Below are 21,176 nucleotides of genomic sequence, written 5' to 3' on the forward strand. Positions count from 1 at the left end.
GTGATCAATGTTTTTTGTCCGCCGGATCGGATTTCCTGTTTTTTCCATCCCCGGATTTGTACATTTTTTGCCGGTCGCGGTACAAATCCCTGTACGCGTCACTTTGCCGCCTTTTCCACCAGTTTCAGGATCTCCTCTTGCATGAATTCGGAGTAAACCGCGGCACTGTGGCTGATTTCATCCACAAAATCATCCCACAGAACATCCAGCTCGGCCGGATCGCACATAATGATCTCCGGCAGCCGCTCGTCTTCGATCTGTTCAAAGTCCATGTAGTCCATATCAATCGGGTCCTTGTCAATCTGCCAGGCCTCCCCGTAGGGTGCAGTCTCGATCGGCGGATTGAAGAACTCAATCGGCAGTGTCTTTCCGCAGGCCGCAAGGAATGCCTTGTCATAGTCTGTCATCTGGTCATAGTAGTTTTCAGGCTGCTCCATGGGAGCCCAGGCATTACCGTCATCCATGGTGCCCTGCTTCTTCGGGCACCCCTCCCAGATGGCCTGCGCCTTGTTGGCCAGCTTCCACCCCGGATCAGCAGCCTGCGCCAGGAACTGTTCCAGTGTCATCCTCATCCGGCCGTTTTCGTCAATGTAATAGTCTTCTCCTTTAATGCCCCACTGGAACAGAAGCTGCCATTCATCCGACAGGAAGGTGTCCATCATGGCCACCAGGCGTTCCGGATAGGGACAGGTAACCGAGATGCCGAAGCCCCGGTCCTTGTTCATCACGGCCCCGTTCACATAATGTTCCTCAATCTCCCGGCCGTCCACGTATTCCGGATCGTAAACCAGCGGCAGCGCCAGATAAGTCTGTTCGATCTTCACAGACATATACAGGGCGTCATTCACGGGAGCCACGTTCCAGTTCTGGTCAAACATGCCCAGCACAGAACCACCTGACAGCTTTTCGATATACTGGTCATGGTTCCAGCGGAAGGTTTCCTCCGGGATCAGGCCTTTGTTGAACATCTCGTTCAGTTTGGCATAATAATGCTTTGCGTAAGGCTGGTTGATAAAGGTTTCGGTCTTATATTCGGGCGTAGTGACGTCCACAATCACGTCTCCGTCGTTCGGACGGCCCATCAGGTGCTGAACCGGATTGACCAGGCAGTAGCGGTGCCAGTCATCACAGAGAATCGCGAAACCCGTATAGGGAACTCCCTCCGGTGTTTCCGGATTGGCCGCGATAAAGCGCTCAATCAGGTCAAAATACTCATTCAATGTAGTCGGAACTTTGTAATTGTTCCAGGCTATAACCTGCTTCTGCAGGAAGAAAGCCGGACCGTTGGCATAGGTCAGTGACCTTTGATTATAGTTAATCCCGTAATTCGGAATAATGTACAGCTTTCCGTCATCCGTAACCAGCTGGTTGATCCGGTTGTCCGTATAGAGATGCTTGTACAGGTTCGGTGTTTTCTCCTCGCTGATATAGGGCAGCAGGTCAATCAGTATGCCCGCGTCCTCCAGGATTTCATCGCTGTTCGCGCCGTCAATCAGATCCGGATATGTATCCTCTGACAGAATCTGCAGCAGGGTCTCATCCAGATCTCCGGTCAGGAACCGGATGTCAAACCGGATGCCCAGTTCTTCCTCGATCTTCCTGTAAATCCGGTTGTCCGCGGTGGGCTGTTCACCCGCTTCTCCCCGGAACACCGTGACGGTGATCAGCTCAGGCGTCCCGTCCTCAGCCACAGCAGCAGTCCCGAAAATCAATGCCAATGCAAGCAGCACAGCCAGCATCTTTTTCATGGCGCATCCCTCCGTAAACAATTATGTTTGCCGATTATGTCCTTTTCCAGGGAACAACAACAGATTCCGCTGTCGTTATTCTCGTCGGCCGGTTTTTCAGGAATCATTCAGTTCTTCAGAAAACAGTGCTCTTTTCATTCCCTATTATACCGGGATTGTGTCCTGAATGCAACAATGCCTCCCCCGCAGCGCAGGGGAGGCATTGATCATTTTATGCTTTTTGTGTCCGGAAACTTACAGCAGTTTCTTCCGGATATCCGCAGGATCCATGAGAGACAGATCCGCCGGAGCGACGTCAAACAGCGTCTTGCAGCCGAAAATCTGACGGCTGTTCATCCGGACAACCGCCCGGGCACAGGCCACCAGTACGGAAGCGGTGAACTCCGGATTGGAGTCCAGCTTCAGGGAGAACTCCATCACATGCTTGTGATTGCCGTCTTTGCCGGTTTCACCGCAGCGGATAACCTGTCCGCCGTGGGGCAGTTCGCTGTGATCCCGCTTCATCTCTTCAGCAGTGATGAATGTCACCGTCGTATCATAATCAGCGAAGTAGTTGGGCATCTCCTTGATCTGCTTTTCAATCAGGGTCTTGTCCGCGCCTTCCTCCGCCACCACGTAGCACTCACGGGTATGCTTCTGGCGGGTGGTCAGTTCCGGATTCTCTCCGGCGCGTACCTTTGCCAGGGCGTCTTCCACCGGCACGGTGTACTGGCGGGCGTCCTTCACACCGGGGATCCGGCGGATAGCGTCACTGTGGCCCTGGCTCACGCCGCGGCCCCAGAAGGTGTAGTCCTTGCCGTCCGGCAGGACGATGTTCATGTACAGGCGGGCCAGGGAGAACAGGCCGGGATCCCAGCCTGCGCTGATGATCGCGGTATGTGCGCCCAGCAGGGCTGCTTTATCCACATTGGCAAAATGCTCCGGCACCCGTGCGTGGGTATCAAAGGAATCCACCACGTTGAAGCTCTTCGCCAGCATGGGGGTCATTTCCGGCAGGTCGGAAGCGCTGCCGCCGCAGATGATAATCACGTCAATCTGTCCGACATAGTTTTCCACATCCTGCGCGGCATACACCGGCGCGCCGGTCAAAGTTGTCACCGTCTTCGGATCCCGGCGGGTGAATACACCGAACAGTTCCGCGTCCGGATTCTGCCGGATCGCCAGTTCCACACCCCGTCCAAGATTACCATACCCGTAAATTGCAATCTTCATTGTTTTTCTCCCTTATCTGTCTGTATAACAAAAATATTTTTAAGTTTTAAGTATTCATTTTTCAGTATTCATTACATATTAAATGCTTAAGCATTTAACATGTCCTTCATATCGTACATTCCCGGCTTCTTCCCCACCATGAATGCCGCTGCCTTCAGGCTGCCTTCGGCGAATACGCCCCGGCTGAAAGCCTCATGTTTCAGGCTGATCCGCTCATTCTGGGTGCTGATCATCACCTCATGGATGCCTACAATATTACCCATCCGGATCGCGTGGATGCCCACTTCGTCCTGTGTCCGCTTCCCCTGTCCGGAACGGCCGCAGTTGGCAGTGGCTTCCGGCCGGACTTCCTTGATGGCATTGAACAGAGACAGGGCTGTGCCGCTCGGCGCGTCCAGTTTCCGGTCATGATGCTGTTCCACGATTTCGATCTCGGCATCCGGATAAAGGGCGGTCGCTCGCTTCACCAGATCCGTCAGCGTGGCAATTCCCAGGGAATAGTTTGCTGCCAGGAAAATCGGGATCTGTCTGGAAGCCTCTGTAATGAGGGCTTTCTCTTCTTCGGTCTGGCCTGTGGTTGCAAGCACCACCGGCAGCTTTTTCGCGATGGCATACTCCAGCAGTGCTCCGGTTCCGGAATGATGGCTGAAGTCGATAATCACGTCTGCTTCCGTTTTGCAGTCAGCAATGGATTTCACACAGATGTCATCCACCGGTGCCATAGGATCCACACCCGCAACAATCCGGGCATCTTCCATCCGTTCCGCGCAGGCCCGGACTTCCCTGCCCATATGTCCGCCGTATCCACTCAGAATGATTCTCATTCCGTTACCTCCAGGTTCAGTTCACGCATCAGCTGCAACAGCTTCTGCCGGTTGCCCTCCTCCATCGGCACCAGGGGCAGACGGAGCAGATTCTTACCGAAGCCCATGGCCGCGCAAGCCGCCTTGGCAGGAATCGGATTGGTTTCAATCATCAGCTGGTTCATCAGGGACAGCAGCTTCAGCTGCAGCGCGGCAGCGCCCTTCACGTCCCCGCTGAAGAAGCGGGAGCAGATTTCCGCCGTTTCCTTCGGCATCATATTGGCTACTACGGAAATGACGCCCGTACCGCCCAGGCTCAGGGTGGGCACGATCTGGTCATCGCAGCCGGAGATGATATCCAGTTCATCCCCGCACAGCAGCCGTTCCTTCGCAACCTGGCTCAGGTTACCGCAGGCTTCCTTCACCGCGGCAATTTTCTCATGCTTTGCCAGCGCCGCCAGGGTCTCCGGCAGCATGTTCAGCCCGGTCCGGGACGGAACGTTATACAGGATGCAGGGCACGTCGCTGGCATCCGCGATGGCGGAAAAGCTGGCGATCAGTCCCCGCTGGGTGGTCTTGTTGTAATAGGGCGTCACAAGCAGCACAGCATCCGCGCCGGCTTTGCAGGCGGTCTGTGTCCGCTCAATGGCATGGGCGGTATTGTTGGAGCCCGTTCCGGCGATCACCGGTACTTTGCCCGCAACACGTTTAACGCAGAAGACGACCGCGTCTTCATGCTCCCGGTCCGTGAGAGTGCTTCCCTCGCCTGTCGTACCGGCGACTACAAGTGCGTTGATCCCCCCGGCGAGCTGAAAGTCTATCAGCCGGCCAAAGGCATCCCAATCAATCCCTTCTTCAGTAAAGGGAGTGATAATCGCGGTAGCCGCGCCCGTAAAGATCGTGTGCTTCATACCGGAACACCTCCAGAATTGAACGATTGAATGCAGTTTACCTCAGGAAAAAACCTTCGTCAATCCCTGCTGTCAATCAGAGATCACAAGGTCCATGGAAATATCCGTAGCTTCTGCCGGGAGGTCACTCCGCAGCAGTTTCCGGAAGCAGAGACAGACGGTTTTCCCGGTATGCTCTGCCAGGAAGCGGTCATAATATCCGGCGCCGTGTCCCAGGCGGATCCCGTTCGCCGCAGCTGCCATGCAGGGCACCAGGATCAGGTCAGGCTCCGGTTTTTCCGCGATTCGCTCCACCGGTTCCGGAATACCCAGCGTACCCGGCCTGAGCTCTGACGGATCCTTCACCGGAAATGCTTCCATCCGGCCGGCTTCATAGCACCGGGGCAGCAGCAGCGTTTTGCCTTCCTTCAGCGCGGTTTCCATCAGAATCCGCGTATCCGGTTCTCCCGGAAGGCTGCTGTACATCATGACGGTTTGGGCCTGTTTCCAGAAAGGAAGTGCCAGCACCTGCCGGGCGATTTCCCGGCTGGCTTCCTGCCGGTACTCCGGGCTCAGGTTTGCGGCAGTCTGCCGTACTTCCTGCCGGATCCGCTGCTTCTCCGCTCTCGCTCCGCCGTACACAGTATACCTCCGTACTACCGTCTGGTATTGTATCATACACTTTCCGTTTATGCTGTTTTCCGGTTGTTTTTCATGAGTTCACTGTGGTAAAATAAGGAAAACGATTTTATAAATCCAGCTGGTTCTCTTGTTGTGTCATTCTTTCAGGAAGATGAATGATCAGAAAAGGAGAAACACATGAGTATTGTTGTCATTGGATGCGTCTTTGTGGATATCAAGGGATATCCCTCCCGCACCTATATTCCCTGCGGCCGGAATGCCGGAAAGGTCCGGTATGTCCACGGCGGTGTCAGCCGGAATATCGCGGAGGACCTGGGAAACCTGGGTCTTGACCCGGTGCTTCTGTCCCTGGTGGATCCCAACGGTACCGGCGAGGATGTGCTGACGCGCCTCGCGGAGCACGGAGTGGACACCCGTTTCATCCGGAAAGTTCCCGATGGCATGGGCACCTGGCTGGCCGTGTTTGACAACAACAACGACGTGTGTGCCTCCATCTCTCACCGACCGGATCTCTCACCCCTGCTTCCCCTGCTTCAGGAGGAAGGCAATCCCCTCTTTGCGGAAACCGACAGCATCCTGCTGGAGCTGGACCTGGACGAGGTGCTGCTGGAAGAAGTCTTCCGGCTGAAGCATAAATATGACAAGAAGATTTACGCCGCCGTTTCCAACATCAATATTGCCCTGGACCGGCGCGCTTTCCTGCAGCAGACAGACTGCTTTGTCTGCAACCGGCAGGAAGCAGGCGTCCTCTTCTCCGCAGAATTCAACGGGGAGAATCCGGACGCGCTGGCCCGCCAGCTTTCGGAACGGGTGATTGACGCGGAAATCCCCGCCATGGTCGTCACCCTCGGCGGCGACGGTGCCATCTGGGCGGACCGGAACGGGGAATACGGCACCTGCGCGGCACAGCAGGTTCCGGTGGCGGATACCACCGGTGCCGGCGACGCCTTCTTTGCCGGTGTTGCCGCCGGCCTGACCTACGGAAAGACGCTGGCCGAAGCCTGCTGTATCGGCGTCCGGCTCGCTTCCTCCGTCATCTGTTCCCTGGAAAACACCTGCCCGCGTTTCCTGCCATCAGAATTTGGCCTGAAGACCAATTCATAATTCATAATGTTCAGGATCCAATCCCGGAAAAGGGCATTAATTCTGAATTCTTAATTCTGAATTCTGAATTGCGTCATCTTATTTCCAGAATTCTTCCAGTGCCTTAAGCAGGTACTCCAGGTCCTTTGTGCCCGCTGTTTCATACAGGGAGTGCATGGCCAGCTGCGGCAGACCGATATCCACCGTATCCATGGAAACATGGGTATTGGAGATATTGCCCAGCGTGGAGCCGCCCAGCAGGTCTGAACGGTTTACAAAATGCTGTACCGGCACGCCGGCACGCTCACAGATCAGGGCAAACCGTGCGGAGGAAACCGCGTCAGTTGTATACTTCTGGTTGGCGTTGTGCTTGATCACAACGCCTTCATTCATATAGGACCGGTTCTGCCGGTCAAACTTTTCCGGATGATTGGGATGTACCGCGTGCGCGTTATCCGCGGAGACCATGAAGCTGCCGGCAATCGCCGCGCGGATCTCCCCGTCTGAGGCGCCCAGCGCAAAGCCCATCCGGGTCAGGGTGTCATACAGGAAGGAGGAATCCGCACCCTGCCGGGTGGAGGAACCCACTTCCTCATTATCAAACACGGCGCATACGTTTACTGCGTCCCTGGCGCTGCTTTCCGCCAGGGCGGCCATACCTGCCCAGGCGCATTCCAGGTCGTCGATTCTCGCGCAGGAGAAGAACGCGTCCCCGGCGCCCCATACCGTTGCCCGCTCCCGGCTGTACAGGAACAGGTCGTGGCTGAGGATATCCTCCCGGCGGACACCAGCCGCCTCCGCGACTTCCTCCATCAGGCCGCCTTTGGCGTCCTGGTTTCCGTACAGGGGCAGCAGATCTGTCTGGGGATCGTACTTGAAGCCGTCATTGATCTCCCGGTTAAAGTGGATCGGCTGGTTCGGAATCAGCACCGCGTCCCGGTCCAGGTTGACCAGCCGGATGCCTACGCCGTCCCCTTCCCGGACAGCCAGCCGGCCGGCGACAGACAGCGGTCTGTCCAGCCAGGAGGACATGATCATCCCGCCGTACCGTTCCACATTCAGCCGCACATAGTGATCTCCGGCGTCCTCAAAGTTTTCTTTCAGCTTGAAGGCAGGCGAATCCCCATGGGCCGCCACAATCCGGAAGGGAGAAAAACCGGTTTCCGGAACCTCGAAGGCGATCACGGCGGAATCATTTCGTACCACAAAGTACTTTCCGCCAGCGTCCACCAGCCAGGGATCGGTCTCCTTCAGTTCGGTAAAGCCTGTGTTCTTCAGCATTTCCCGGAAACCTGCCGCTGCGTGGAAGGCTGTGGGAGACTGCTCCGCGAAGTTCAGAAATTGCTCCAGACGGTCCATTTCATTATCCTCCTGTATTTCCGTTGATTGAACGAACGGCGGACGGGTATCCCGTCCGCCGTAAAATATCATTTGTTCCAGGTCAGTTCCGACGTCAGCACAGTCGTCTTTTCAGCGTCCACGGTCAGCAGGCCGCTCTCAATGACGCCTTCCTTCCGTTCTTCCGTATCAGTGATCACAACACAGTTGCTCCTGACCACAGCCGTCACGAAAGGCACGTGGCCTGCCATAATGGCCAGGTCGCCCTCGGTACCGCGCAGGATCAGCATTTCGGCTTCCCCGCGGAACAGGTCTCCGTCCGGGGAGGAAATGATCAATGGGAAGGTTTTCACGCTTTGCCGCCTTTCTTCGCCTTTTCAACCGCTTCGTCGATGGTACCGACAAAGAGGAAGGCGCTCTCGGGCAGGTCGTCATGCTTGCCTTCGATAATTTCGCGGAAGCCTCTCAGGGTTTCGCTCAGCGGGACATACACACCGGGCAGGCCGGTGAACTTCTCACTGACGAAGAAGGGCTGGGACAGGAAGCGCTGGATCTTACGGGCCCGGGTAACCAGCAGCTTGTCTTCTTCTGCCAGTTCGTCCATACCCATGATCGCGATGATGTCCATCAACTCGTTGTAGCGCTGCAGGATCCGCTGCACTTCCCGGGCGATCCGGTAGTGTTCTTCGCCCAGCACATCCGGATTCAGGATACGACTGGTGGAATCCAGCGGATCCACGGCGGGATAGATACCCTGGCTGGCGATGGAACGGGAAAGAACCGTCGTCGCGTCCAGGTGAGCGAATGTCGTTGCGGGAGCTGGGTCGGTCAGGTCGTCCGCGGGAACGTAAACAGCCTGAACGGATGTGATGGATCCCTTGTGGGTGGAAGTGATACGCTCCTGGAGCATACCCATTTCCGTAGCCAGTGTCGGCTGGTAACCAACAGCGGAAGGCACACGGCCCAGCAGGGCGGAAACCTCAGAGCCGGCCTGGGTGAAACGGAAGATATTGTCGATGAACAGCAGAACGTCCTGGTTCTCCTGATCACGGAAATATTCCGCCATGGTCAGACCAGACAGGCCGACGCGCATACGCGCTCCCGGCGGTTCATTCATCTGGCCGTAGACCAGCGCGGTGTTCCCCAGAACGCCGCTCTCTTTCATTTCGTAGTACAGGTCGTTACCTTCACGGGTACGCTCGCCAACACCGGTGAACACGGACAGACCGCCGTGCTGCTTCGCAATGTTGTTGATCAGTTCCATGATCATAACGGTTTTGCCTACGCCGGCGCCGCCGAACATACCGATCTTACCGCCCTTAGCGTAGGGGCAGATCAGGTCGATAACCTTAATGCCTGTTTCCAGGATTTCGGTAGATGTGGACAGTTCCTCAAAAGAGGGGGCCGGACGATGGATATCCCAGCGTTCCTTTGCCTCAACCTCCGGACCATCATCCACCACGTCTCCGAGGACGTTGAAGATTCTGCCCAGTGTTTCGCGGCCGACCGGAACGGAAATGCCCTTTCCGGTATCAGTCACGGTCACACCGCGCTGCAGACCGTCTGTGGAGCCCATTGCGATGCAGCGGACCGTATTGTCTCCGATATGCTGCGCAACCTCAACCGTCAGCGTATGATCGCCGACCGGCAGGGTCAGGGCGTTATAGATGGCAGGCAGCGTTCCTTCCGAAAAATGAACGTCTACCACAGGTCCCATGACCTGCGCTACGACTCCCGTGTTCACCTTATCCAAAGTCGTTTTCTCCTTCCTGTTACTTCCTGAACAATCACGAAGGATCTGTTCTATACTTCCAGTTTACAATTAATTCTGAATTCTGAATTCTGAATTGATTACAGCCCGGAACCGGCAACAATTTCCGTAATCTCCTGTGTAATGGAGTTCTGGCGTGCCCGGTTATACTGCAGCTGCAGCTTGTCGATCATATCCTGGGCATTCTTGCCGGCGGAGTCCATGGCCATACGGCGGGCCGCCACTTCACACGCGTAGCTTTCCCGGATGCAGGCGGACAGCAGTCCGCTCACATAGGTGGGAACCGCCGCGTTCAGCACGGTCTGCTCATTCGGCTCAAATACCGGCGCCGCTTCCGCGTTCTCCGCATCCTTTTCCTTCTTCTCCAGCGGCAACACCCACAGCAGGGTCGCCTCCTGGCTCATCATGGAACGGTAGCGGGTGTACAGGATGCCCAGCCGGCCGAACTTGCCGTCCCTGAAGTCCTGGCACAGTTCATTGGCCAGTCTGGCCGACTCTGTCGCCGGGAACTTTTCGGAGGATACCACCGGCTTGCCCCAGCGTTCGCACGCGCGCTTGCCGATCGGGATCACCTCCGCATCCTCCACGGTGGATGCCAGGCGGAATACGTTGGCATTGTAGCCGCCTGCCAGGCCGCGGTCGCCGGCAATCACGATCAGCCGGGTTCCTTCACCCTTGGGCTGCATGTACGGTGTGCGTGCACATTCCGGCGAGGAACTCAGCACGGAAACAACGTCATCCATGGCGGAAGCGTACTCCCGGCTCTGGTTCATGGTCCGGGTCGCCCGGCGGATCTTGGATGCCGCAACCAGTCCCATGGCCTTGGTCAGGTGCAGCGTGGAGTCCACGCTGCGGATGCGGCTCCGCAATGATTTGATATCAGCGCCCATCCGTTACCCCCTGAAGCCAGACAGAGCCTGCTTCATCTCTTCGATTTCTTCGGTATCCCACTTGCCCATCTCAATCCGCTCAAGCAGATCGGGATAGCGGGACTGCAGATATTCAAACAGCTTCTCTTCGTACGCTGCCACGTCCTTCGGCTCCACGTCGTTGAGGTAGCCGTTGATAACAGCATACACGATCGCCACCTGGCAGCCGACGTCCACGGGGGAGGAACGCTTCTGCTTCAGCACTTCCACGATGCGCTCGCCCAGGGCCAGACGGGACTTGGTATCCGCGTCCAGATCACTGCCGAACTGGGCAAATGCCTGCAGTTCGCGGTACTGCGCATACAGCAGCTTCAGCTCACCGGCAACCTTCTTCATACCCTTGATCTGGGCGGAACCGCCGACGCGGCTGACCGAAATACCGGGGTTGATAGCCGGACGGATACCACTGTGGAACAGTTCGGTTTCCAGGAAGATCTGGCCGTCGGTGATGGAAATGACGTTGGTGGGGATGTAGGCGGAAACGTCGCCCGCCTGGGTCTCAATGATCGGCAGGGCCGTAATGGAGCCTCCGCCGTATTCCGGCGCCACGCAGACCGCTCGCTCCAGCAGACGGGAATGCAGATAGAAAACGTCGCCGGGATAGGCTTCACGTCCCGGAGGCCGGCGGATCAGCAGGCTCAGGGCGCGGTAGGCCACCGCGTGCTTGGAAAGATCATCGTAAACAATCAGGACGTCCTGTCCCTTTTCCCGGAAATACTCCGCCATGGCGCAGCCGGCATAGGGAGCGATGTACTGCAGCGGAGCACTTTCCGCCGCGGACGCGCTGACGATAATCGTATAAGGCAGGGCACCGGCCTTTTCCAGCTCCTGGGCAATCTGCACGACGCTGGTACGTTTCTGGCCGATGGCAACGTAGATACAGAGCACGCCTGTATCCTTCTGGTTGATGATCGTGTCAACGGCAATGGTGGTTTTGCCCGTCTGACGGTCACCGATAATCAGCTCACGCTGGCCGCGGCCGATCGGGATCATACTGTCGATGGCCTTGATACCGGTCTGCAGCGGGACGCTGACGCTCTGGCGCTGAATGATACCCAGCGCGATCGCTTCCACGGGACGGATCTCGGTGGTTTCCACCGGGCCCTTGCCGTCGATGGGAGCGCCCAGGGCGTTCACCACACGACCCAGCAGGTTTTCACCAACCGGAACGGAAAGAGCCTCTCCCGTGCGGTACACGGAGCTGCCTTCCTGGATGTTGTCCTTGTCGGACAGGATAGCGACGGAAACCGTCTCTTCCTCCAGGTTCTGGGCCACGCCGAAGCTGCCGTCCTCAAAACGGAGCAGCTCGTTGGCCATGCAGGAACGGAGACCGTACACCGTGGCGATACCGTCGCCGACGGTAATAACAGTACCGTTCTCCTTCATTTCAATTTTGGATTCGTACTGTTTGATTTGTTCTTTTATGATACTGCTGATTTCTCCTGCCTTGGAGCTCATGCGTTCATCACTTCCTTGATCTCATCAAGCTTATTCCGGATACTGCCGTCAATTACACGGCCGTCAACTTCCACGCGGATACCGCCGATCAGTTCCGGATTGACCTGGAACTGAAGCGTCACTTTCCGCTCCAGCTTCTTTTCAAGCTTCGCGCGCAGCGCCACTGCCTGGGCTTCCGTCAGTTCAACGGCGGATGTCACCAGGGCAACGGACTCGCCGCGGTATCCCCTGGCAAGTTCCTCGTAATTCCTGGCCATACCGTTCAGCGACGCGATCTGCCCTCTGGAGATCATCATGCGCAGAATGGCCAGCAGAATATCCGGGATCTTCCCGCGGAAAGCGCTGTCCAGAGCGTTCAGCCGCTCTTCTTTGCCGATAGCGGGGCTGGCCAGCATCGCCTTGTATTCCGGCGTCTGCATCAGCGCGCTGATCACGGTCTCCAGGCCTTCGGACGTTTCCTCCGTCACGTTGCCCTGAACCGCCAGCTCAAACAGCGCCTCGGCATATTCCCTACTCGTTGTCGTCATTGTCTGTCTCCCGTCTTGCTGCCGTTCAGTCCAGCTCGTTCAGGAAGGAATCAATCAGGTCGCGATGATCCTCCTCGTTGATCTCACGCTGCAGCAATTTCCCGGTCAGCTGTGCGGACACGTTGGCGATCTCGTGCTTCATTTCGGCCTCTGCCTTCTTGCGTTCCAGCAGGGCGTCCTGTTCTGCCTGGCGGCGAATCTCCGAAGCCTTGTCCCGTGCCTGTGCAACAATCTCGTTGCTGCGGTATTCAGCCGTACGGCTCGCGTCAGCAATGATCTGATCGCCGGTCTGCTTGGCCGCAGCCATGGCGGCTTCATAGTTCAGCCGGCTCTCTTCCGCCTCTTCGCGGGCGGCTTTCGCCTGTGCATAATCCTCGTCAATGGCGGCACGCCGGGCATCCATCATCTTCTTGACCGGCTTGAAGAGAAACCGCTTGATGATCCATGTCAACAGCAGCAGGTTCGCCAGCGAGGCCAGAATCGCCCAGACATTGACGGAAATAACATCTAAGAACTGCATGCTTTTCCTCTCAGTCCATCCATCAGATTATCCTCCGCATTCTGCCGGGCGTCATCCCGGATCTGACCCGGGAACAATTCCCCGCCGCAGCGGATTTTTCTGAATTCTGAATTCTTAATTCTGAATTACTTTCCGATGGCGTTCATCAGAATGCCGGTGAAGGTGCCAGGCGCCACGAAGATCAGCAGGATGGCCACGATCAGACCGTACAGACCGGTGGTTTCCGCGATAGCGCAGCCCATGATCATGGTAGAAGTGACGTCACTCTTGCACTCCGGCTGACGGCCGATGGCTTCACAAGCCTTAGCCACAGCGTTACCTTCACCGATACCAGGGCCGATACCGGCGATCATCGCGCATCCGGCGCCCAGTCCCAGAAGTCCCAGCATGATACCCATTGCAAGCTCCAACATTTTTCTTTCCTCCGTTAATCAGCCTTCAGGCTGTTTTTCCTTATTTGATTGATGATTGATTAATTGGCGGAGAGCGCTTCTTTGCCGCGGCGCTCACGCTTCTTGTTCCAGTCATCCCACGGCACCGCACCGGAGATATTCAGCATGGTCAGCATGGCAAAGATGAACGCCTGCATCACACCGCTGAACACGTCAAAATAGATACTCAGGATTGCGGGAAGACCAACCCGCAGCAGCGGCATGTCTCCCAGCACGCCGGGCAGCCAGCCCAGCAGCGAATTGCTCAGTCCCGTCAGCGCCGATCCGATCAGGGCGGAGATAACCGCGCCGGACAGGATGTTGCCGTAATGACGGAAAGCCATGGACACGGGAGTCGCAAATTCGCCGATCAGGTTCATCGGAGCGAACACGGGAATGGGCTTGAACAGCCCGATGAAATAATTCCACAGTCCGCCGCGGAACTTGAAGTGCATAATCAGGATGAAAACCAGGATCGCCCATCCGAAGGTGACGTTCACGTCTCCCGTCGGGCTGAACAGGCCAAGCAGGCAGATCAGCGAGGAGAACGCGCTTAGTCCCATGATGGCGGCGATGAAGGGTCCCCATTCCGCAAAAAAGCCGCCCATGTTGTCCCGGACCAGCTTTTCACACTTTTCCACAATCCACTCCGCCGCCAGCTGACGTTTGCAGACAGCCTTGGCTGTCAGCCCGTGTGTCAGGTACAGGCAGAGCCCGAAGATGGAAATCATGACCGCCCAGCTGTTCACCTGGCTCTCGGAGATGTACGCGTTCATCAGCGGAGCCTCAAATTCCGCGAATACCAATGCACCGGCAATGTGTACGCCTTCAGATGCCGGAGTGAACAGCACCTTCAGTACAATGCAGGCCAGGATCGGCAGAATCATCATCGCGATCAGGGCATAGTCGGTCAACCGGAACCGGGTGCTTTTGATGTCCGGCACCCTTTCGTCAGTCAATCAGATCACTTCCTTCCGTCCCCGGTGATTCCACTCCGCGCTTCCGGTCGATCAGCGGCCGGAAAGCAATTCCAACCCGGGGAAAGAGCAACGGGATCACCGTTGCGTATATATTGGTCTTAAACACGGCAATCAGGAGGACGCACAGCAAAGCACAGCCTGCCAGACGGACCATGGCGGTTGCCTTTACTTTGGCAGCCGCTTCTTCCGGTTTCCCCTTCTCCAGTGCACGGGCAACCATCAATGCCATCAGGAAGAAACTTCCGATTGTAATTGCCGCCCCGCCCAGGTTTCCGAAGAGCACGGAAAAATCCCATTTCCGGACAAGCAAAAAAACGGCCTCCATGACCAGGCTTAGCAGTACAACCCATATGGCGATGTACCCGGTTTCCTTTTTTACTGCAGGATCCATGCCCGGCATCGGCCTCCTCTCCGAGATAAACAAACCACAGAATATTCTATCAAAGGAAATTGTTTTTTGCAATATATACAAAGCCCCGAATGCCGTTGAAAATTTATAAACCCCGGATGAAAGAATCGTTGACGGAAATCCCGTTTCCAATGTAAAATGACTGTGATTGAATACAGGATTTTTTCGAATATACAGGGTCTGATCAAAGGAGCGTATATCATGTCTAAACTCGTCATGGGATACTGGGACTGTCCGGTCTGCGGAACCAAAGAGATCCGCGGGGATGTGGCAAACTGCCCTTCCTGCGGCCGTGCCCGCGGAGACGTCCAGTTCTATATGAAGGGATATAACGAAGGCGAAACCCGGGAAGAGGACGAACGGTCCGATGTTGAATACCTGGACGAAGAGCAGGCCAAATACGTCAGCAAGAACCCGGACTGGTACTGTTCCTTCTGCAACTCCCTGAACAGCGACAACGCCAAATTCTGCAACAACTGCGGTTCCAGCCGGGAAGATTCCGAAAGCAACTACTTCCAGATGCTGCAGAAGAAAAAGGAACGGGAAGCGGCGGAAGCCGCCGCCCAGCCCCAGGTTTCCGCCCCGCAGGCAAAGCGCCGCAGCCCGATGACCGTTTTCCTGGTCATCCTGCTGGCCATCGTCGCCTTCTTCGTCTGGATGAACGGAAACAAAACCAGCGGCGACCTGACGGTAACCGGCCTGCAGTGGGTCCGGAATATCAATATTGAAGAAAACAAAATGTTCAGCGAGTCCGGCTGGACGCTGCCCGAGGGAGCGGAACAGACCGACGCGCGGAATGAAATTCACCACTACGACAGCGTTCTGGATCACTATGAAAGCGTTGAGGTGCAGCGTTCCCGTCAGGTGGTGGATCACTACGAAACCTATTACACTTATTCTGACAACGGAAACGGAACCTTCACCGAAGTTCCCCACGAGCGTCCGATTTATACGACAGAATACTATACTGAAACCGTTCAGCAGCCCGTCTATGTCCAGGTTCCCCGGTATCAGACAAAGTACTACTATAATATCTGGCGCTGGACCCCATCCCGGGATGTGACCGCCTCCGGCGAGGATCACAACACTTCCTGGCCGGAAGTGGAGCTCGGAGAAAACGAGCGGGAAGGACAGCGGTCTGAAGCATATGCCTTCACCGTGGAACACCGCAAAGAGAAAAAGCCCGCTGAAACCTACACACTCGCGGAAAGCGACTGGATGAACATCAACGTGAATGACAATATCTACATCACCGCCAGGCGTTCCGGTGCAGAACCCTACATCTCCGATGAAAAGGGAAACAAACTCGTGGAACTGAAGCGGGTCTCAAAATAAACAAGCTGGTAAAACAAATCCCCCGAAGCAGAAAGCTTCGGGGGATTCTTTATCATCTGATATTTTACTCTGCCTTCACGTCCAGGCCGTTCGGAACACCGCGCCAGTCTTTGAAGGGATATACCACCTGGCGTACATGACCCACGATCATATCCCGGCTGATGGCGCCCACATAGCGGCTGTCATTGGAGTTGTTCCGGTGATCGCCCATCACGAAATACTGTCCTTCGGGAACCTCATAGGGTCCGAAAGTATTCCGGCTTCCCGTGCGATACTCATCATTGATATAGGGTTCTTCATACCGGACTTCCTCGTCCTGGCCCTTTTCCTTCACATACAGGTATCCGTCTTCCAGGCGGATGGTATCGCCCGGCAGGCCCACAACGCGCTTCACAAAGTTGGTATCGCCGCGGCCGGGATACCGGCAGATCACCACGTCAAAACGCTGCGGATTGCCGCCGAAGGTAAACCGGGGCGCGTTTTCCTTGTCTGTGTTGCTCTGCCAGGGCAGGCACAGCCAGGTGCTGGAATAGTCATACTTGGAGACAAACATGATTTCCCCGTTTGCCAGGGTGTCATCCATAGATTCTCCGTCCACCCGCACGGGCTCAAACACCAGGGAACGAATGACCAGCGCGGCCACAACGGCCACCAGAATGGTCAGCACCCAGCTGAGAATCTCCTGTCCCACAGTTTTCTTTTCCTTCTTCTTTCCCTTTTTCTGTTTATTCTCAACGGCTGCTGTTTCAACGGCCTGATTGGTCTCGCTCATTTCAGTTTGCTCCCTTCAGTCTTTCAATCTCTTTCAGGATCGTTTCCCGGTTGCAGTAATTCAGCGGGGAGAACCGGCCGCCGGCCGCTTTCTCCAGCTTCTCCAGCGCCCCTTCCCTGTCCCCGGCTTCCTCATCATACCGGCTCAGGAAATACAGCGTGTCGATCTGGCTGTCCTTCAGGGCGTAGGCTTTATCAAACCATTCCTTCGCTCCCGCCTTGTCCTCCAGCACCCGGTATACGAACTGCCCCATGTTATCCAGGCAGATCGGATCCTCATCATCATATTCCAGCGACTTCCGGATAAACTCTTCCGCCTTCTTCTGTCCGGCTTCCCAGGCTTCCCGCGGGGAGACGGTCTCTTCTGTCTTTTCTTCTCCGGCGGCTTCTTCCGGCTCCGCAGCCGCTTCCGTCACCTGGTCAAAGTCCGGCCGCCTGGCCGCGTCGTATTTTTCCACATACAGATAACCGAGGGTCTGGTAAAGCAGGCCGGTCTCACCCTTCTGGCACTGCTGCTCCAGGGTGTTGATGCCCTTGTCCACGTCTCCCAGCCGGAAGCAGCATGCCGCGTAATCCACCAGCAGCGTAACCCGCTGGCTCGGCGTCATGCCCGGAGCCTTCTGGTGCTTCACCAGGAACTCCTTCGCCTTCTGGTACTCTCCGTCCCGGATAATCATCAGGGCATAGGCCAGGTTGTATCGGGGATCGTTCAGTCCCTCCGCAAAAGCCTCTTCATACAGCTTCCGCGCTTCTTCCTTCTGGCCTTTCTGCTGAAGCCTGTATGCCTTGTTGGCTTTGATTGGTGTCAGAAAACCCATGTCATTATTGCTCCTTCAGTTTCCGTTTCAGTCTTTGCCAGCGGTATTGTAACTCATTTTGATCCGCTTGTACAGCATCGTCCTGTCCGAAACCCGGCTCACTGAGCCGGATAATCGCCTGTTCCGTCAGGCGGAGCGCCTCCGGGATGTCCCGCAGCACATGCTCCTCATACTTGGCCAGCTCCACATAGGGCGTCACGCCGCCCCGGCCTTCCCGGATCATCTGCCGCCAGACCTCCGCGGCCTCTTCCCGCTGTCCGCTCCGCCGGTAGCTGACCGCCAGCGCCGAGGAGGCCAGATCACCCATTCTCCCCCGGCTGGCCAGCCGGTAGCACCTGCGCGCCGGTTCCGTCTGGTTCACCCGTTCCAGCGCCCGGCCCATGGAATAGACGTCCTCGCTGAAACGGATCTTTTCCGGATGCTGATACAGTTCCGCCATGTGGTTCAGCAGGACGCAGAGGCTGGCAATATCCTGCGCGTTGTGTTTCAGGATATCCTCCAGCAGGGACATCTGTTTGGTTTTCAGGTAGGTAAAGTACCGCTGGGGCACCTCGCTTCCCGGCAGGTCGTCCTCCCGGGGTTTTCCCAGCACCACTTCCTCCAGCCGGCCCAGGTTGCAGCGTCCGAGACGAAGCTTCCACAGCCGCCGGCACATATGCAGCAGGTCCAGGTGCGGAAGGTCCAGGCAGTTCCGGCTCATCCGGTTCATCAGGAATCGGCTTTCCAGCAGCGGCACGTCAAAGGTAGTGCCGTTGAAGGTGCACAGCACGTCAAACTTCCCCAGTCCGGCGGCAACATGCTTCAGCAGGTAAGGTTCCTCCGGATAATCCCGCATCAGGAACTGGTGCACTTCAAATCCGTTGTCCGTCAGGAATCCCATTCCAACGAGAAAAGCCACCGTGCCGCTTCCGCCCAGACCGGTGGTTTCCGTATCCAGATACAGGATCCTCCGGGGATCAAAATCCTCCGGCATTTCCTTTTCACTCATCAGTGCCAGGGTATCCCGGGACAACTCCAGCGCGCCGGGAAATTCCTCCGCCGGCCGGTATACGGCAAAGTGGCGGCAGTCCCTGTCTTCCGTTTCCGGGGCGGACTGCCGGGTTCCGCCGGTGCCGCCTACCGCCCTGAGCTTATCCCGAAGGTTCATTTCGTCAGCTCCTTCAGCAGGCGGATCGCTGTACGCTTCCCGTCCTCCCCGACCTCACCCACCGGGCCGACACAGGAGGGGCAGCCATAGGCGCAGGGACAATCTTCCGCCACCTGCAGCGCCTTGCTCAGCAGCAGTTCCTTCATCCCGAAAGCCTTGTGGCTCAGGCCGATGCCGCCGGGCGTGTTGTCATAAAGCAGGATCGTCGGCTCATTGGTGATCGGGCTCTTGACCTGGTAGACCACGGCAATATCCTGCGGCGCGCACATCAGGTACAGCGGACATACGATGCGCAGCAGGTTTGCGATGCCCATCATCCCGTTCTTCAGCTGGTCGCTGGGAATCTTTGCCGCCAGCTTCTCCGGCAGGGTCCACCACATGGAGGTAGTATGCATATCCGTCTCCGGCAGCTGTACATGGCCGAAACCCAGCGTCTCATGGGTATCAAATTTGATTTTCTTGAACATCGTCACCAAGGCCGTGACCTTGATCTCGCCCAGTCCGGCGATTCCGCCCTGCGGGGTCTGCTCTTCCTTCTCGATATCCAGCAGGCTCAGGTTGATATTCAGGTCCGCGTCCGTGTAGTACCCGACGTCCACACTGCGGATGAAGGCCTTGCAGGCATCAAAGTCCAGCTTCTCCACCTGGAACTGGCGGCCCTCATGCATGTAGATGGCGTTCTCATGCAGCAGCATGGGCGCGGTGAACCGGTCCATCTCGCCCACCACCCGGTGGTGTGCCGGATCGGTAATATCGATAATAATGAAGTTTTCCGCCGCCGCGGACCGGAGGGAAATCTCGCTGGCCGGGAAATCCTCCGCGGACCAGTGATACCGCCCGTCCACATGGTGCAGGATTCCCTGCTCGTCCAGGTAGTCCAGCAGTTCCTGGGTGGACTGCGTGTTGCCGAATTTGTCTCCGTCCGCAAAGGGCAGCTCAAAGGCCGCGCACTTGAAATGGCTCAGCAGGATGTACAGGTTGTCCGGATTCAGCAGGGCGTTCTCCGGGCTCTGGGTCAGCAGATAATCCGGATGGTTCACGATATACTGGTCAATCGCCGCGGAAGAGGCGATAAAGAACACAATGCTGGTCCCTTTCCGTCTTCCGGCACGGCCCGCCTGCTGCCAGGCGCTGGCAATGGTTCCCGGATACCCGCACATCACGCAGGCGTCCAGCGCGCCGATGTCGATACCCAGCTCCAGCGCGTTGGTGGATACCACAGCGTCCACCTGTCCGTTCCGCAAGCCCTTTTCAATCTCCCGGCGTTCCCCGGGCAGATAGCCGCCCCGGTAGCCCCGGACTTTGCCGGCATTGCCCAGCGGATCCCGGACCATGTCCTTCAGGTAGCGGGTCAGCACTTCCACCGTCAGCCGGGACCGGGCAAAGGTAATGGCCTGGATGCCGTTCTTGAGCAGCATCCCGCTGATGGCCCGGGTAATCGGGATCGCGCCCTGGCGGATCCCCAGCTGCCGGTTCACCACCGGCGGGTTGTAGAACACAAAATGGCGCTCGCCCATGGGGGCACCGTTTTCATCGATCAGGGTCACCGTACGGCCGATCAGCGTCTCCGCCAGTTCCTTCGGATTGGCGATGGTGGCGCTGCAGAGAATGAACTGCGGATGACTGCCGTAGAACTCGCACAGGCGCATCAGCCGGCGGAGCACGTTGGCCAGGTTGCTGCCGAAGACGCCGCGGTAGGTGTGGATTTCGTCAATCACGATATACCGCAGGTTCTCAAACAGCTTGACCCACTTGGTGTGATGGGGCAGGATGCCGGAATGCAGCATATCCGGGTTGGTCACCACGATGTGGCCTGCCTGCCGCACGGCGCGGCGGGCCGCGGCGGGCGTATCCCCGTCGTATGTATAAGTTTTGATATCAACACCCATGCCTTCGATCATGTCATACAGCTCGCTGACCTGGTCGGCGGACAGGGCCTTTGTCGGAAACAGATAGAGCGCCCGGGAGTCCTCATTCTGCAGGATGGCGGAAAGCACGGGCAGGTTATAACACATCGTCTTGCCGGAAGCCGTGGGCGTCACGACGGTCACGTCTTCCCCGCGGGCAATGGCTTCCAGGCTTTTCGCCTGGTGGGTATAAAGGCTGTGGATCCCCCGCTGTGCCAGCACGGGAATGAGCCTGGGATCCAGGTTGTCCGGGAAGGGGGCAGTCTTTGCCGGCCGGGCAGGGATAACCTCCCACCGGGTGACATCCTTCATGAACTGGTTGTCCCGCCTGAGCTGCTCCGCAAGCTGAGCCACGTTCATTTTTACGTCCTCCCTCTTCCTGTGCTTTTTGTTCTCACCGATTGCCTTCATTATAAAAGTATCATTCTGCCAATGCAAGGCGAACAAACGGATTTGT

At 56.9% G+C, this 21,176-nt stretch carries 21 protein-coding genes; 2 read left to right on the plus strand and 19 right to left on the minus strand.

Annotation, left to right across the window (positions count from 1 at the left end):
* Positions 1-98: 98 nt before the first annotated feature.
* The 5 genes from JRC49_06800 to JRC49_06820 form a co-directional block, all read right to left on the minus strand.
* On the minus strand, positions 99-1,748 hold the full coding sequence (locus JRC49_06800) for an extracellular solute-binding protein (GenBank protein ID QTE72506.1): 1,650 nt from the start codon (positions 1,746-1,748) through the stop codon (positions 99-101).
* Between the two features lie 234 nt (positions 1,749-1,982).
* On the minus strand, positions 1,983-2,960 hold the full coding sequence (locus tag JRC49_06805; protein ID QTE72507.1) for a diaminopimelate dehydrogenase: 978 nt from the start codon (positions 2,958-2,960) through the stop codon (positions 1,983-1,985).
* Positions 2,961-3,046: 86 nt separating this feature from the next.
* On the minus strand, positions 3,047-3,784 hold the full coding sequence (locus JRC49_06810; protein QTE72508.1) for a 4-hydroxy-tetrahydrodipicolinate reductase: 738 nt from the start codon (positions 3,782-3,784) through the stop codon (positions 3,047-3,049).
* Positions 3,781-4,674 (minus strand): 4-hydroxy-tetrahydrodipicolinate synthase, encoded by an 894-nt coding sequence (locus tag JRC49_06815; protein QTE72509.1) that lies wholly within the window; start codon positions 4,672-4,674, stop codon positions 3,781-3,783. The genes JRC49_06810 and JRC49_06815 overlap by 4 nt, the downstream gene beginning before the upstream one ends.
* A 72-nt stretch (positions 4,675-4,746) precedes the next feature.
* Positions 4,747-5,295, minus strand: a complete 549-nt coding sequence (locus tag JRC49_06820) for a 5-formyltetrahydrofolate cyclo-ligase (GenBank protein ID QTE72510.1) — start codon at positions 5,293-5,295, stop codon at positions 4,747-4,749.
* A gap of 177 nt (positions 5,296-5,472) precedes the next feature.
* Between JRC49_06820 and JRC49_06825 the strand changes: the two genes are divergently transcribed.
* Positions 5,473-6,399 carry a carbohydrate kinase family protein gene (locus JRC49_06825; protein QTE72511.1) on the plus strand — a complete coding sequence of 309 codons (927 nt, stop codon included), beginning with the start codon at positions 5,473-5,475 and terminating at the stop codon, positions 6,397-6,399.
* 78 nt (positions 6,400-6,477) lie between these two features.
* On the opposite strand, the gene JRC49_06830 is transcribed toward JRC49_06825, so the two are convergent.
* The 10 genes from JRC49_06830 to JRC49_06875 form a co-directional block, all read right to left on the minus strand.
* Positions 6,478-7,737 carry a M18 family aminopeptidase gene (locus JRC49_06830; protein QTE72512.1) on the minus strand — a complete coding sequence of 420 codons (1,260 nt, stop codon included), beginning with the start codon at positions 7,735-7,737 and terminating at the stop codon, positions 6,478-6,480.
* 68 nt (positions 7,738-7,805) lie between these two features.
* Positions 7,806-8,054: a F0F1 ATP synthase subunit epsilon gene (locus tag JRC49_06835; GenBank protein ID QTE72825.1), complete on the minus strand. Its 249-nt coding sequence runs from the start codon at positions 8,052-8,054 to the stop codon at positions 7,806-7,808.
* Between the two features lie 11 nt (positions 8,055-8,065).
* Positions 8,066-9,469: a F0F1 ATP synthase subunit beta gene (atpD, locus tag JRC49_06840; protein QTE72513.1), complete on the minus strand. Its 1,404-nt coding sequence runs from the start codon at positions 9,467-9,469 to the stop codon at positions 8,066-8,068.
* A gap of 98 nt (positions 9,470-9,567) precedes the next feature.
* Complete coding sequence (gene atpG / locus JRC49_06845; GenBank protein ID QTE72514.1) at positions 9,568-10,377, minus strand: ATP synthase F1 subunit gamma; 810 nt, start codon at positions 10,375-10,377, stop codon at positions 9,568-9,570.
* Between the two features lie 3 nt (positions 10,378-10,380).
* Positions 10,381-11,874: a F0F1 ATP synthase subunit alpha gene (locus JRC49_06850; GenBank protein ID QTE72515.1), complete on the minus strand. Its 1,494-nt coding sequence runs from the start codon at positions 11,872-11,874 to the stop codon at positions 10,381-10,383.
* Positions 11,871-12,401: an ATP synthase F1 subunit delta gene (atpH, locus tag JRC49_06855; protein ID QTE72516.1), complete on the minus strand. Its 531-nt coding sequence runs from the start codon at positions 12,399-12,401 to the stop codon at positions 11,871-11,873. Before atpH ends, JRC49_06850 begins: the two co-directional genes overlap by 4 nt.
* Positions 12,402-12,426: 25 nt before the next feature.
* Positions 12,427-12,921 (minus strand): F0F1 ATP synthase subunit B, encoded by a 495-nt coding sequence (gene atpF, locus JRC49_06860; GenBank protein ID QTE72517.1) that lies wholly within the window; start codon positions 12,919-12,921, stop codon positions 12,427-12,429.
* Between the two features lie 125 nt (positions 12,922-13,046).
* The gene (atpE, locus tag JRC49_06865; GenBank protein QTE72518.1) at positions 13,047-13,334 is read right to left on the minus strand and encodes an ATP synthase F0 subunit C; all 288 of its coding nucleotides are present in this window, start codon (positions 13,332-13,334) and stop codon (positions 13,047-13,049) included.
* 59 nt (positions 13,335-13,393) lie between these two features.
* Positions 13,394-14,083: a F0F1 ATP synthase subunit A gene (locus JRC49_06870; GenBank protein ID QTE72826.1), complete on the minus strand. Its 690-nt coding sequence runs from the start codon at positions 14,081-14,083 to the stop codon at positions 13,394-13,396.
* Between the two features lie 220 nt (positions 14,084-14,303).
* Positions 14,304-14,723 (minus strand): hypothetical protein, encoded by a 420-nt coding sequence (locus JRC49_06875; protein ID QTE72519.1) that lies wholly within the window; start codon positions 14,721-14,723, stop codon positions 14,304-14,306.
* 219 nt (positions 14,724-14,942) lie between these two features.
* Between JRC49_06875 and JRC49_06880 the strand changes: the two genes are divergently transcribed.
* On the plus strand, positions 14,943-16,076 hold the full coding sequence (locus JRC49_06880) for a hypothetical protein (protein ID QTE72520.1): 1,134 nt from the start codon (positions 14,943-14,945) through the stop codon (positions 16,074-16,076).
* Positions 16,077-16,140: 64 nt separating this feature from the next.
* On the opposite strand, the gene lepB is transcribed toward JRC49_06880, so the two are convergent.
* The 4 genes from lepB to JRC49_06900 are packed head-to-tail and all read right to left on the minus strand — an operon-like array spanning position 16,141 to position 21,079.
* Entirely contained in the window at positions 16,141-16,848 is a 708-nt protein-coding gene (gene lepB / locus JRC49_06885; protein ID QTE72521.1) for a signal peptidase I, read from the minus strand.
* 1 nt (position 16,849) lies between these two features.
* Entirely contained in the window at positions 16,850-17,665 is an 816-nt protein-coding gene (locus JRC49_06890) for a hypothetical protein (GenBank protein ID QTE72522.1), read from the minus strand.
* A gap of 4 nt (positions 17,666-17,669) precedes the next feature.
* The gene (locus JRC49_06895) at positions 17,670-18,812 is read right to left on the minus strand and encodes a ribonuclease H-like domain-containing protein (protein ID QTE72523.1); all 1,143 of its coding nucleotides are present in this window, start codon (positions 18,810-18,812) and stop codon (positions 17,670-17,672) included.
* Positions 18,809-21,079: a DEAD/DEAH box helicase gene (locus JRC49_06900; protein QTE72524.1), complete on the minus strand. Its 2,271-nt coding sequence runs from the start codon at positions 21,077-21,079 to the stop codon at positions 18,809-18,811. Before JRC49_06900 ends, JRC49_06895 begins: the two co-directional genes overlap by 4 nt.
* Positions 21,080-21,176 lie beyond the last annotated feature (97 nt).

This window comes from Clostridiales bacterium FE2011, assembly GCA_017569305.1.
Classification (GTDB): Bacteria; Bacillota; Clostridia; order Christensenellales; family Aristaeellaceae; genus Aristaeella.

Bases quoted from the DNA above. Each gene is read 5' to 3' on its own strand.
- JRC49_06800 (QTE72506.1), bottom strand. From the start codon at position 1,748: ATGAAAAAGATGCTGGCTGTGCTGCTTGCATTGGCATTGATTTTCGGG.
- JRC49_06805 (QTE72507.1), bottom strand. From the start codon at position 2,960: ATGAAGATTGCAATTTACGGGTATGGTAATCTTGGACGGGGTGTGGAA.
- JRC49_06810 (QTE72508.1), bottom strand. From the start codon at position 3,784: ATGAGAATCATTCTGAGTGGATACGGCGGACATATGGGCAGGGAAGTC.
- JRC49_06815 (QTE72509.1), bottom strand. From the start codon at position 4,674: ATGAAGCACACGATCTTTACGGGCGCGGCTACCGCGATTATCACTCCC.
- JRC49_06825 (QTE72511.1), top strand. From the start codon at position 5,473: ATGAGTATTGTTGTCATTGGATGCGTCTTTGTGGATATCAAGGGATAT.
- JRC49_06830 (QTE72512.1), bottom strand. From the start codon at position 7,737: ATGGACCGTCTGGAGCAATTTCTGAACTTCGCGGAGCAGTCTCCCACA.
- atpG (QTE72514.1), bottom strand. From the start codon at position 10,377: ATGGGCGCTGATATCAAATCATTGCGGAGCCGCATCCGCAGCGTGGAC.
- JRC49_06850 (QTE72515.1), bottom strand. From the start codon at position 11,874: ATGAGCTCCAAGGCAGGAGAAATCAGCAGTATCATAAAAGAACAAATC.
- atpH (QTE72516.1), bottom strand. From the start codon at position 12,401: ATGACGACAACGAGTAGGGAATATGCCGAGGCGCTGTTTGAGCTGGCG.
- atpF (QTE72517.1), bottom strand. From the start codon at position 12,921: ATGCAGTTCTTAGATGTTATTTCCGTCAATGTCTGGGCGATTCTGGCC.
- atpE (QTE72518.1), bottom strand. From the start codon at position 13,334: ATGTTGGAGCTTGCAATGGGTATCATGCTGGGACTTCTGGGACTGGGC.
- JRC49_06870 (QTE72826.1), bottom strand. From the start codon at position 14,083: ATGATTTCCATCTTCGGGCTCTGCCTGTACCTGACACACGGGCTGACA.
- JRC49_06875 (QTE72519.1), bottom strand. From the start codon at position 14,723: ATGGATCCTGCAGTAAAAAAGGAAACCGGGTACATCGCCATATGGGTT.
- JRC49_06880 (QTE72520.1), top strand. From the start codon at position 14,943: ATGTCTAAACTCGTCATGGGATACTGGGACTGTCCGGTCTGCGGAACC.
- lepB (QTE72521.1), bottom strand. From the start codon at position 16,848: ATGAGCGAGACCAATCAGGCCGTTGAAACAGCAGCCGTTGAGAATAAA.
- JRC49_06890 (QTE72522.1), bottom strand. From the start codon at position 17,665: ATGGGTTTTCTGACACCAATCAAAGCCAACAAGGCATACAGGCTTCAG.
- JRC49_06895 (QTE72523.1), bottom strand. From the start codon at position 18,812: ATGAACCTTCGGGATAAGCTCAGGGCGGTAGGCGGCACCGGCGGAACC.
- JRC49_06900 (QTE72524.1), bottom strand. From the start codon at position 21,079: ATGAACGTGGCTCAGCTTGCGGAGCAGCTCAGGCGGGACAACCAGTTC.